At 44.7% G+C, this 12,447-nt stretch carries 7 protein-coding genes and 2 rRNA genes; 3 read left to right on the plus strand and 6 right to left on the minus strand.

All coding sequences use genetic code 11. The annotated features are described in order from the left end of the window. Positions 1-7: 7 nt before the first annotated feature. Together ACYX4N_RS05025 and rrf are read left to right on the plus strand one after the other, a co-directional pair. Positions 8-2,883, plus strand: a 23S ribosomal RNA gene (locus ACYX4N_RS05025). Positions 2,884-3,004: 121 nt separating this feature from the next. Beyond that, positions 3,005-3,120: ribosomal RNA gene (gene rrf, locus ACYX4N_RS05030) — 5S ribosomal RNA — on the plus strand. Positions 3,121-3,237: 117 nt separating this feature from the next. Here rrf and ACYX4N_RS05035 read toward each other — a convergent pair. From ACYX4N_RS05035 to ACYX4N_RS05045, 3 genes are all read right to left on the minus strand, one after another. Continuing rightward, positions 3,238-4,974 (minus strand): AMP-binding protein, encoded by a 1,737-nt coding sequence (locus ACYX4N_RS05035; RefSeq protein WP_476055796.1) that lies wholly within the window; start codon positions 4,972-4,974, stop codon positions 3,238-3,240. 356 nt (positions 4,975-5,330) lie between these two features. Then, positions 5,331-5,909: an EF-hand domain-containing protein gene (locus ACYX4N_RS05040; RefSeq protein ID WP_476055797.1), complete on the minus strand. Its 579-nt coding sequence runs from the start codon at positions 5,907-5,909 to the stop codon at positions 5,331-5,333. Between the two features lie 256 nt (positions 5,910-6,165). Then, on the minus strand, positions 6,166-8,535 hold the full coding sequence (locus ACYX4N_RS05045) for a DNA polymerase II (RefSeq protein ID WP_476055798.1): 2,370 nt from the start codon (positions 8,533-8,535) through the stop codon (positions 6,166-6,168). Between the two features lie 435 nt (positions 8,536-8,970). Here ACYX4N_RS05045 and ACYX4N_RS05050 point away from each other — a divergent pair, with 435 nt between their 5' ends. Beyond that, positions 8,971-10,002 carry an MBL fold metallo-hydrolase gene (locus ACYX4N_RS05050; protein ID WP_476055799.1) on the plus strand — a complete coding sequence of 344 codons (1,032 nt, stop codon included), beginning with the start codon at positions 8,971-8,973 and terminating at the stop codon, positions 10,000-10,002. On the opposite strand, the gene ACYX4N_RS05055 is transcribed toward ACYX4N_RS05050, so the two are convergent. Genes ACYX4N_RS05055 through ACYX4N_RS05065 form a run of 3 tightly spaced genes read right to left on the minus strand, consistent with a single transcriptional unit; the run spans position 9,999 to position 12,222 of the window. Beyond that, a complete protein-coding gene (locus tag ACYX4N_RS05055; RefSeq protein ID WP_476055800.1) occupies positions 9,999-11,276 on the minus strand; it encodes a sensor histidine kinase in 1,278 nt (425 codons plus the stop codon). The genes ACYX4N_RS05050 and ACYX4N_RS05055 overlap by 4 nt on opposite strands. Then, complete coding sequence (locus ACYX4N_RS05060; RefSeq protein WP_118492212.1) at positions 11,276-11,860, minus strand: chemotaxis protein CheX; 585 nt, start codon at positions 11,858-11,860, stop codon at positions 11,276-11,278. The genes ACYX4N_RS05055 and ACYX4N_RS05060 overlap by 1 nt, the downstream gene beginning before the upstream one ends. Beyond that, positions 11,857-12,222, minus strand: coding sequence for a response regulator (locus tag ACYX4N_RS05065; protein WP_474854513.1), 366 nt, complete (start codon positions 12,220-12,222; stop codon positions 11,857-11,859). The genes ACYX4N_RS05060 and ACYX4N_RS05065 overlap by 4 nt, the downstream gene beginning before the upstream one ends. Positions 12,223-12,447 lie beyond the last annotated feature (225 nt).

The raw sequence follows: 12,447 nt of genomic DNA on the forward strand, positions 1-12,447 counted from the left end.
GTTGTATGGTTAAGTGACGAAGCGTATACGGTGGATGCCTTGGCAGTTAGAGGCGATGAAGGACGTGTAAGTCTGCGAAAAGCTGTGGTGAGCCGACAAAATGCATTTGAGCCACAGATGTCCGAATGGGGAAACCCACCTGTTTACAGGTATCGTTACGTGAATACATAGCGTAACGAGGCGAACGAGGGGAACTGAAACATCTAAGTACCCTTAGGAAAAGAAATCAATTGAGATTCCCCTAGTAGCGGCGAGCGAACGGGGAACAGCCCTTAAGCTGTATTGAATGTAGTGGAATCCTTTGGGAAGAGGAGCGATACAAGGTGATAGCCCTGTACACGACGCAATCTTTACAGTGAAATCGAGTAGGTCGGGACACGTGTTATCTTGACTGAATATGGGGGGACCATCCTCCAAGGCTAAATACTCCTAACTGACCGATAGTGAACCAGTACCGTGAGGGAAAGGCGAAAAGAACCCCTGTGAGGGGAGTGAAATAGAACCTGAAACCGTATACGTACAAGCAGTGGGAGCCCTTCGGGGTGACTGCGTACCTTTTGTATAATGGGTCAGCGACTTATATTTAGTAGCAAGGTTAAGCGAATAGCGGAGCCGTAGCGAAAGCGAGTGTTAACTGCGCGTTTAGTTGCTAGGTATAGACCCGAAACCCGGTGATCTAGCCATGAGCAGGTTGAAGGTTGAGTAACATCAACTGGAGGACCGAACCCACTGACGTTGAAAAGTCAGGGGATGACTTGTGGCTGGGGGTGAAAGGCCAATCAAACCGGGAGATAGCTGGTTCTCCCCGAAATCTATTTAGGTAGAGCCTCGGACGAATTCCATTGGGGGTAGAGCACTGTTAAGGCTAGGGGGTCATCCCGACTTACCAACCCTTTGCAAACTCCGAATACCAATGAGAACTATCCGGGAGACACACGGCGGGTGCTAACGTCCGTCGTGGAGAGGGAAACAACCCAGACCGCCAGCTAAGGTCCCAAAATATTGCTAAGTGGGAAACGATGTGGGAAGGCATAGACAGCTAGGAGGTTGGCTTAGAAGCAGCCACCCTTTAAAGAAAGCGTAATAGCTCACTAGTCGAGTCGGCCTGCGCGGAAGATGTAACGGGGCTAAGCAATATACCGAAGCTGCGGCAGCAAGTTTACTTGCTGGGTAGGGGAGCGTTGTGTAAGTGGATGAAGGTGAGTTGTAAAGCTTGCTGGACATATCACAAGTGCGAATGCTGACATGAGTAACGATAATGGGAGTGAAAAACTCCCACGCCGGAAGACCAAGGTTTCCTGTCCCATGCTAATCAGGGCAGGGTAAGTCGGCCCCTAAGGCGAGGCAGAAATGCGTAGTCGATGGGAAACGGATTAATATTTCCGTACTTATATAATCAGTGATGGAGGGACGGAGAAGGCTAGGCAAGCTTGGCGTTGGTTGTCCAAGTGAAAGTGCGTAGGCTGAAAACTTAGGTAAATCCGGGTTTTCAAGGCCGAGACACGAGACGAGCTCCCAAGGGAGTGAAGTTGTTGATGCCCTGCTTCCAGGAAAAGCTTCTAAACTTATGATTATATGAACCGTACCCCAAACCGACACAGGTGGTCAGGTAGAGAATACTAAGGCGCTTGAGAGAACTCGGGTGAAGGAACTCGGCAAAATTGTACCGTAACTTCGGGAGAAGGTACGCCTCTGTTTGTGAACACTTCGCGTGGTAAGCAAATGGAGGCCGCAGTGACCAGGTGGCTGGGACTGTTTATTAAAAACACAGCACTCTGCAAACTCGTAAGAGGACGTATAGGGTGTGACACCTGCCCGGTGCCGGAAGGTTAATTGATGGGGTTAGTTTTCGGACGAAGCTCTTGATCGAAGCCCCGGTAAACGGCGGCCGTAACTATAACGGTCCTAAGGTAGCGAAATTCCTTGTCGGGTAAGTTCCGACCTGCACGAATGGTGTAACCATGGCCACGCTGTCTCCACCCGAGACTCAGTGAAATTGAAATCGCAGTGAAGATGCTGTGTACCCGCACCTAGACGGAAAGACCCCGTGAACCTTTACTACAGCTTGGCACTGAACATTGAACCTACATGTGTAGGATAGGTGGGAGGCTTTGAAGCACAGTCGCTAGATTGTGTGGAGCCGTCCTTGAAATACCACCCTTGTATGTTTGATGTTCTAACATTGGTCCCTTATCGGGATTGTGGACAGTGTCTGGTGGGTAGTTTGACTGGGGCGGTCTCCTCCCAAATAGTAACGGAGGAGCACGAAGGTTAGCTAATCACGGTCGGACATCGTGAGGTTAGTGCAATGGCATAAGCTAGCTTAACTGCGAGACAGACACGTCGAGCAGGTACGAAAGTAGGTCATAGTGATCCGGTGGTTCTGTATGGAAGGGCCATCGCTCAACGGATAAAAGGTACTCCGGGGATAACAGGCTGATACCGCCCAAGAGTTCATATCGACGGCGGTGTTTGGCACCTCGATGTCGGCTCATCACATCCTGGGGCTGAAGTCGGTCCCAAGGGTATGGCTGTTCGCCATTTAAAGTGGTACGCGAGCTGGGTTTAGAACGTCGTGAGACAGTTCGGTCCCTATCTGGTGTGGGCGTTGGATGATTGATGGGAGCTGCTCCTAGTACGAGAGGACCGGAGTGGACGAACCGCTGGTGTTCGGGTTGTGATGCCAATCGCATTGCCCGGTAGCTATGTTCGGAACGGATAACCGCTGAAAGCATCTAAGCGGGAAGCCGGCCCAAAGATGAGTCATCCCTGAACTTTAAGTTCTGGAAGGGTTGTTATAGACGATGACGTTGATAGGCAGGGTGTGGAAGCGTTGTAAGGCGTTAAGCTAACCTGTACTAATTGCCCGAGAGGCTTAACCATACAACGCCCAAGAAGCTTTAGGCTTTTGGAAGTGTTGTAGACAAGCTAAAGTAAGTAGAGTGAAAAGTAGTTACTCACTGATTGAATTAATATTATCTTTCCCAAATTGTTACCAGTTTTTCCTGGCAGCCATAGCGATACGGTACCACCTGAATCCATTCCGAACTCAGAAGTGAAACGTATTAGCGCCGATGGTAGTGTGGGGCTTCCCCATGTGAGAGTAGGACACTGCCAGGTCCCAATTAAAGAAACCCGCCTAACGGCGGGTTTTTTGCTTTCTGCACCAAAGAAAAATAATGGGGTCAGAGTCACGACACTGACCCTCAACTCTGACCCCATTTGTTTGCCGTAGGTTTACGCCTCGGTTTGTAGGGCTTGGTTCTTCAGAGTTTCTATCATGTGTTCACGCATTTTAAACTTCTGTAGCTTGCCTGTTACTGTCATTGGGTACTCTTTTACTACACTGATGTATTTAGGTACTTTAAAGTAGGCAAGTTTCGATTTTAAGTAGTCTCGTATTTGCTCTTCATCTACATGCCTATTGTCTTTTGCTTTGATCCAAAGGCACACTTGCTCGCCATATTTGTTATCGGGTATGCCAAATACAGCTGCGTCGGATACGTCGTCATGTTGGTACAGCACCTCTTCGATTTCTCGGGGATAGATATTTTCGCCCCCGCGAATGATCATGTCTTTTATTCTGCCTACAATAGTGACATAGCCTTCTTCGTCCATTTCGCCTAGATCGCCAGAATGAAGCCAACCTTCGTCGTCTATGGTAGCTCTAGTTTTAGCTTCATCTCCCCAGTAACCTTTCATTACGCAATAGCCTCTTGCACAAATCTCACCTGGCTCTCCGATTGGAGCAGTACTGCCTTGTGCGTCGATAATTTTTACTTCGGTATGAGGCATAGCTCGGCCGACTGTTTTTACCTGTTTCTCAAATGGTGAATCAATATCGGTAATATGATTGATAGGGCTGCATTCTGTTTGACCGTAACCTATAACGACTTCGGTCATATGAAATTCACTATGGACTTTACGCATTAGTTCCTCAGGACATGTACTTCCCGCCATAACGCCAGTTCTCAAGCTCGATAAATCGAAGCTTCTAAAGTTAGGAAGCTCTAGCTCGGCGATGAACATGGTAGGCACGCCGTGCAAACCTGTACATTTTTCTTCTTCTACTGTGCGAAGCGTTTGTTCGGGGTCGAAAGACTCCCCAGGAAATACTGCGCATGCTCCGGACGCTAAACAGACTAAGTTGCCCAACACCATACCAAAGCAATGATAGAGTGGTACGGGAATACAAAGCTTGTCTTGGTGCGTAAATCTCGTTGCTTCTGATACTAATAAACCATTATTTAATATATTGCGATGCGTGAGTGTTGCGCCTTTCGGGTTACCGGTCGTACCTGAGGTGAATTGAATGTTGATGTTATCATCAGCATTTAGCGTTCTTTCGATGTCTATTAACAGCGATTTTAAAGCCTTAGTAGGCTCTACTTGGAGTTTTGAAAACGCCTGTAGTCCGTCTACCGTTGTCTCGCCAATAGTATATACGTGCTTAAGAGAGGGTAGCTTCGAAAGCGATAGCGCCGTATCCGCTTGACTTTGGTTGTTGGTATCTAGTTCCGGGGCTAATTCCTTCAAAATGGCGATGTAGTTTGAGTGTTTAAAAGACTGTGCCATCACCAAGTGCTTTACCCCGACATTGTTAATAGCAAAGGCTAATTCATCTGGGCGGTAAGCGGGGTTAAGACATACCATGACCGCGCCAATTCTTGCCGTGGCCATTTGTACAAGTGACCACTCGATGTTATTGGGGGACCATATCCCAACTCGATCACCTGGCTCTACGCCATTGGCAAGTAAACCACAAGCCACACGTTCTACTTCACGCCAGTATTGCTGATAGGTCCAGTGAATACTTTGATGTTTTACGATGATCGCTGGGTTATCGCCATAATTGTCGACAACCTTTTTGAAGTATTGACCTATTGTGAGTGATGTCAGTTCAGCATCACAAGGACCGCTAAACTCACTTTTTTGAAGTGGAAATACAGTGTTTGACTGTGTATTTGATTCCATTATTCCTTGCCTCCATGCGCGTACGCATATGATTTAAATGTAATTTTAGATAATCGCCATCATGATTTTGAAATCGAAGTACACAATAGCGACCTTTGCGCTAATTACAGAATGCGCAATTGAGTAAACAAAATATTTAACCTTTATTAACAATATGGTTGTAAATGCGTTTTGTCGACAAGATGTTGGTCGTATACGGTGCTGTTCAACGAAAAATATTAGCGTTTCGTCGCAGGCTATTTATTAGGGGGCGAACTGGTGAGTTTCGTGGGGTGTATTGTTTAAAGGAAAATAAAAAAGCCCCGCACTTTAAGCGGGGCTACATAGTTGGGAATACTATGAATTATTTAGTTTAACTATTCTGATTCAATCTCTTCAAAATAGGTACGGTATTCCATACGAGTTATGTACGAATCACCATCTTCATCCATTGAGTCAAAGTCGCCTTCAACGTCGGCCATTTCTAGCTCCTTCTCACTGATTTTACCATCGCTATCCTTGTCGATTTTAGTGAACTTAGTATTGGCCGTTGCAGACATCTCAGTGCGCAACTCTTTATTCTTTTCTGAAATCATTTCATTATCAGCTTTAGAAAAAAGTGCTGGATTGCCTTCTTCAGTGAGTACAGCGTCTGTTGTACCTTCAGCTTTAACCTGAGTGATAACCTCATCGCTGAACATCGATGGTTTTTCATCGACAAATGAATTGAATTCTGCGCGGCTAACCATACTGTCGCCGTCCGTATCCATTTTAGATACTAATTTGCTGTCGATTGTACCTGACGATTCTGAACCGACTATGTAGCCATTACCATCTTGATCAAGCGCATTAAAGCTCTTAGAAATTTTTTCTTCATGATGGCCTGCGAATGCAGACGCAGAAAGTGTAGCTGCAACAACAGCACTAGTAATCATACTTAACTTTGTGATCTTCATAATCAAATTCCTTCTGTTTCTCATTGCGAACACGGGCTATCAATTGCCCTAATCACTAAATTGAACGCATGTTGATTGAAGTTAATTCTTCAAACAAACCTATTTAGCTACTCACAAATATCTTATTCACTTGTCGTGCCAACGAGTTAAGTTATTGAAAGTATGAGTAATAGCTAAAGGTGGAAATAGATTCAGAGTGTAATACTTTTGTTAATTTGTCACGAAGCCTGAAAGATCTTCATACAAATAAACATAGTTAAAATAAGGAAAGTTGAGCGTTAGCTATGCGCTCAAAACTAAGAGATATCATTGGCAATATACTATCAGCAATGGGTTTTATCTGCTTCTCTATATAGTGGTCATAGTCAAGCGGCGCAGAGATTGTTTCCACCGTTTGTGGCCCTTGAACGGTAATTACATAGGCTATGGAAGTATTAGATTGGTAGCGAAGTGGTAAACCCTGTTCTTCAAATAATTTGTCGGCCCGTCTCGCCGCTTTAACGTGGGGGGGAAGAGATTTTACATACGAAGAAAGTGGTTTTCTTAGTCGCTTTTTATACACCAACTCTTCATCCATTTTTCCCGCTTTTACTGCGTTTAGCGTTTTATTGATGTACTGCTTTACAGGTTCATTGGTAAATACTCTTTTGTATAGTTCGTATTGGAACTCTTTAGCAAGCACTGTCCAATCCGAACGCACGTTCTCTAGGCCTTTAAAGATAAGCTCACCGTCTTTCATCCCTGCGTAGCGCTTTTTACTCCCTTCAGAAGAGCCACGAATTGTTGGCATAAAGAAGGTAGAAAAGTGAGATTCGAACTCAATCTCCAAATGGCAATCAATGTCGAACTGACGCTTAAGTAACTCAGTCCATTTCTGGTTAATAGTTTTGGCAAGCTCACGACCTGTTTCAGAAGGTGTACCCAGTGCAGTATTTCCTTCAACATGCACAAAGGTTGAATCAGTATCACCGTAAATAACCGTATAGCCTAGTTCCTCAATCCAACTCGCAGTGGTTTGCATGATCTCATGCCCACGCAATGTAATTGAACTGGCAAGACGAGGATCGTAAAAAGGACAGCCTCCGCTACCAAGTACTCCATAGAAAGAGTTCATTAATATTTTAATGGCTTGAGAGCGTGGTGCGTCTTTCTGTTTTTTGGCTTCGTCGCGCTGAAGCCATAGGTTTTCGATAATTGAAGGTAGAAAATGTGATTCGCGGCTAAATACTGCGCCTTTAAACCCCTCTATTGCCGTATTAGGAGACTTAAGTCCTTCTGCAAGCCCTAACGGGTCGATTTTAAACGTGCGAATAATGGAAGGGTAAAGGCTCTTAAAATCGAGGACTAAAACATCTTTATATAAACCTGGTTGCGAGCGCATGACATAACCGCCCGGACTAGCTAAACCGCCATTTTCTGGCCTCACTCCAGCGACATAAGACTTGCGGTGTAGCTTAGGTAAATAAACGTTTAAAAACGCCGCTACCGAGCCTCCCGGGCGGCTCATATCTAAGCCGGTAAGAATGCTCCGTAATGCCAGAAAATCAATAAACTGGGTTTTATCCTGAATGCGGTTTACTAGTTCGGTGTCTTTAAAGTTGTAGTTCGCGAGTGCAACAGGGTCGCTATGATAAAGATGTTTTATCGCTTCAAGTTTGTCGGCAGCTTGAATAAGCTTATTTTCACCAAGCAGTTCTTCGGAAACATGGTCAAGAGAGAAGGACTCAAACTGATAGGTCATGGTTTTAAGTGCTTCAATACCATCAATCACGCATCGGCCAGGCACATCAACAAGTGTTTGGTCTTCCCACTGTCTTACTGAAGCCTCTCGGCCATGGCGGCCAATAGCATACTTGAGCGAATTTGCCTTAGCACGGCGGCCCAGCACAGCCATATCAAACTGCTTAACGTTCCAACCCAAAATAATGTCTGGGTCGTGGGAGGTTAGGTGTGAAAAAAAAGCTTCTAGTAGTTCTTTTTCAGACTCGACCGTAACAAGCGTGTATGGACTGTCTTCTTGCTCCTGTAATGTCTGACCAATAAAACTCGGTGGACAAACAAGCAGCACTACACTTTTTCCTTCGCCTGCCAGTGCAATGCTGAACAGCTCTTCGTGTTCATTACACTCAATATCTATACTTAATGATGTAAAAGTAGTTCTGAAATGGCAGGGCCTTATCTGCGCATTTTCTATAACAAGTTGTGGCGTATCATCGACAACTTGTGGGGTAACGAATTCCACTGCGCCATACACAAAGCGCTCCATTAGATAGCGATCGGCCACGCGAATATCGGCTTCATACAATACAATACTTTGCTCTTGCGCGCGTTGGCGAAGCTGGTGCATATGCGATTCGGTGGCGGTCTTGACCGTAGCCACAGGAACTTGTTCCAGTGTGTGAAAACCATCTTCTGAAATTATGATCTTAACTGGCATACGAGCAGCAATGTCGCGCAATGCAGCACATTGTTCGAGGGACACAAAGCAAGTGGGGTTCTGAGGTGACGATACTAATCTAGCGGTGTTATTGGCGGTTTTAACCCAGAGTTCAACATAGACTTTGCCTCGCTGGGTAAACGTACTTTTGTTGAGTATGAACCCTTGCTGTATTACTGGGGCTGACATGAATTTGTTTTTACTAACCGCTTTTTAAAGGTGTCAATTTATTAGGAAAGCCCTAAGTGCGTGGACGTTGATTGAATTTTTCTAACCCACATTTTACGTATTCAGTCAAAAGCGCAAAAGGTACAAAATACGTCGGCTATCAACTTCAACAACCACAGTATAGCGTTTGTTATCACCAAGTCCTATAGATCTCTATTCGACAGATATGTTTGTTTTTGTTAACGGAGCGAGTTAGAACGAGACTGGTACTAATTATCTTGCATGAGAACGAAGGTATCAGACCAATAAGATTATGCTGCGTTTACACACTAGCATTATCGACTTACGGTTTTATCAAAAAAGGCGGTCGTACCTAGGCTATTTTAGCAGCCATTGGAAACAGTGGAACGACTTAGTGAATATTAAAAGATGCAGGCTAGAAAAGGTGAGGGCGATATGGAGTATCTATACGACAAACAGGTAGAACCGGGTGAGCTAATTGAAGTAGCCGAAGATGTACTTTGGCTAACTATGCCCCTTCCATTTGAACTCGATCATATAAACCTGTACTTAATCCGCGGTGAAGGCGGCTGGGTAGTAATTGACACTGGCATTGGAACGTCTACTACCAAATCACTTTGGAAGCGTATATTTGTACAATTAGATGCACCAATTGTCGGTGTTATTGTTACGCATTTACATCCAGATCACGTGGGGTTAGCAGGTTGGATAGCTGATACATTTAACGTACCTTTTTATATGACCCAAACTGAGTATTTCACTGCGCGAGCCTTCGCAGCAGGCAGAAACGGCGCTACTAACGCAAGAGATGTTCTGTATTACCAACGGGTAGGGCTTGATGAAGAAATGATTGCAAAGCTGACCTCTGGCGAGGGCAACGGTTACAGCAGTGTTGTGTCGCCACTTCCCATAAGTTATACCCGTTTAAAGCATGGCATGACATTATCGCTTGGCGATAATGAATGGGGGGTTATGATTGGGCGCGGCCATTCTCCCGAACATGCCTGCCTTTACAATGAAAAGAAAAATATTCTTATATCTGGCGATCATATTCTACCGATCATCACACCCAATATCGGCGCCTATTCAACAGAGCCTGACGCCAACACCCTAGACGACTACCTGAACACCTTGCCCCAGTTTAAAAGCTTGCCGAAAAATACAACCGTGTTACCCGCACACAAACTTCCCTTTATCGGCCTGCATGAGCGTGTTGACTCGCTCATTGCACATCACCACGAACATCTTAAAGCCTTGTTGAACGCTTGTGAGAAACCTCAAACGGTGGTCGAGCTGTTACCCGTTATGTTTAAGCGCAAGCTTTCAAGCCGTAACATGGTGTTCGCTGTGGCGGAGTGTTTATCTCACCTTAACTATTTAATAAATGAAGGGAGTATTTCGCGAACACTCAATGAGGAAGGTGTATTTATATTTAAGGGGTGCGAAGCGAGTAAACTAGCAAGCTAGGAATCACTGGTGGGCTCTGCAGGGGCTTTAGGTATGGTGATTTCTACAACAGTTCCTTTAGCCTCTTTACTGCTAATGGATATTTTACCTTGGTGTTGTTCTATGGCGGTGTAAGCAACAGAAAGGCCCAGCCCTTGACCTTGCCCTTCAGGTTTGGTGGTAAAAAAAGGTTCGAACACGCGTTTTAAGTGTTTTGTTGGGATGCCACAGCCTGAGTCCAGTATTTTAATCGTTACTGATTGCGCGGCATCAATTACGGTGAGTTTAACAAAGCCCTTATCTTCTATCGCCTGCGCAGCATTTATCATTACGTTCATCAGGGCTTGTTTCAGTGGCCCTGGATTTCCCATAACCTCCACCTTTTCTTGCTCACATTCAATTTTATATTGGGGGGCGCTGTATTGAGCGGAAATGAGCGTGATGAGCTGATTACATATGGCACATATATCTACGGTTTGCATCCCTTCGGCAGTTTCTAGTGAAAATTTTTTAAGGTTCTCAACAATGTCCTTTACTCGTGTAAGTCCTTCAGTGGACTCCGCAATTAGCTCGGTAATATCCTCTTTTAATAAGTCATAGTGATTCGTCTCAAATAAGGCGTCTATTTGTTCTCTTAGCTCGTCGGTGAAGTGTTCAAGTTGACTTTTAACACCGTCACATATTGCAAGAAGGTGTGATGCGTATTGGTCTAGCGTATTGAGGTTAGCATTTACAAAGCCAATTGGATTGTTAATTTCATGAGCTATACCTGCTGCAAGTTGCCCCGTAGAGGCCATCTTTTCAGCTTGAATAAGCTGGCTTTGGGCAGTATCGAGTTTGCGAATGAGCTTTCGCTGCGCTTCGTGCTCTTTTTTTAGGGCTTCGGAAAGTTTTTGTTGGGCTCTGAAATAGCTCGCTTGGGCAGTTACATCTTGCAGGAATATGCAGGCTAAACGCTGCCCGGTTTTCTTATCTTTAATAGGCAAAATTTCCATATTTTGGTACATCTGCGTCTCTTCGCCCGTTATAGGTCGAGAGCTTTTAAATGGAAATATATGCGGTCGTTGCTCCCAATAGCTAAAGCTTGGGTGTTGCAACACGAATACCGACTTTAGCCTACGCTTGAGGAACTTACCTTGCCCTTGGAACAGCTCAACTACAGGCGTGTCTTTATAACAGTCGCGCATTTTATGAGGGAGGCGATCTAAAAAGAAGTCGTTGAGATAAACGACGTTAAAGCTTTCATCGACTACACCAATTCCGACAGGTAACTTACCTACCAGCTGTTCAAACATTATGCGAGTAACTCATCCAATGTGTTTTTCATGCGAGCAAGAGATTCATCGTCTAAACAAAACACAACGCGCATGCTAAACGAGGAAATTGCGATAACGAACTGGACTTCCATCACCAGGCTGTGCTGCCACTGAAGCTCATCAAAGTTCGCTTTATCGGGTAAAAACAACGTAGGCATATTTAAGTTGGTGGTAAGCTCTAACTGATCAGAAAGGCCAGCTAAACATGCACCCGCTAAGATATTGCAAAGCTCCAAAATGATTTCTTGAATATCTTCCTTACTTAATGGTTCGTCGTAATCCATCAAAGTTGCGACTTCACTTAAACCTGCTTGTGACAGCACGGACATGACTTCACCGTGCACATCGCCTAAGAAAGACTGACGGGTATAAAAGGCATCTTCGGTTTCAAATAAGAGGCTGTAGAGCTGAGTGGGCGTAACGGCTGAAATTTTGGGTATAGAAATGTCGATTTTCGTTTCAATAAGTTGAGCGAGCGAGTTCGCGGCTTGCCCCATCGAAATATTTAGCAGTTCTTGAAGGGCATCTCTTTGCTCTTCATCCAGTGGTAGTACGATACTCATAGATACCCCAGCTCAAACAGTGCCATGGCCAATTCTTCTTTATCTAAAGGCTTGCGAAGAAAACGCTTAGCGCCTAAAGACATCACAATTTTTTGTTTTTCAGGCTGAAAATCAGCACTTATCACAATAACGTTTGGCATGTTAGACCTTGCATGCAGATGCTCTAACACGCCAACGCCGTCTACCTCGGGCATAGTAAGATCTAAAAGAATGAGCGCAAATTCGTTTTCGCAGAGAGCATTTATTGCCTCTTGTCCGTTTGTTGCTTCAGTTATCTCGTATTCTAAATCTTGGGGAAGCGAGCGTATAACACTACGCCTCGACAACTTGGAATCATCAGCAACTAGTACAGAAAGTGACATTTACAGCCTCCTTAAGCGGCATTTAACGCAATGCCTTTTTAGTAAAGTATGTGCAACTTTTACGTTACTGCAACAATACCGTTGAAAATTATTGCTACAGTTATACTTTACCTGTTTATTTACTAATTTCAGTATATGACAAAGGTGACTTTTGTGCGTATTAGACTTTTAGTTGAATTGGTAATGTGCGGGAAAAGAACGAGGTAAGAAACGGAAGAGGGCATG

The organism is Alteromonas sp. ABH4_452 (assembly GCF_056311825.1).

Coding starts and splice junctions, on each gene's coding strand:
- ACYX4N_RS05035 (WP_476055796.1), bottom strand. CDS start 4,974: ATGGAATCAAATACACAGTCAAACACTGTATTTCCACTTCAAAAAAGT.
- ACYX4N_RS05040 (WP_476055797.1), bottom strand. CDS start 5,909: ATGAAGATCACAAAGTTAAGTATGATTACTAGTGCTGTTGTTGCAGCT.
- ACYX4N_RS05045 (WP_476055798.1), bottom strand. CDS start 8,535: ATGTCAGCCCCAGTAATACAGCAAGGGTTCATACTCAACAAAAGTACG.
- ACYX4N_RS05050 (WP_476055799.1), top strand. CDS start 8,971: ATGGAGTATCTATACGACAAACAGGTAGAACCGGGTGAGCTAATTGAA.
- ACYX4N_RS05055 (WP_476055800.1), bottom strand. CDS start 11,276: ATGTTTGAACAGCTGGTAGGTAAGTTACCTGTCGGAATTGGTGTAGTC.
- ACYX4N_RS05060 (WP_118492212.1), bottom strand. CDS start 11,860: ATGAGTATCGTACTACCACTGGATGAAGAGCAAAGAGATGCCCTTCAA.
- ACYX4N_RS05065 (WP_474854513.1), bottom strand. CDS start 12,222: ATGTCACTTTCTGTACTAGTTGCTGATGATTCCAAGTTGTCGAGGCGT.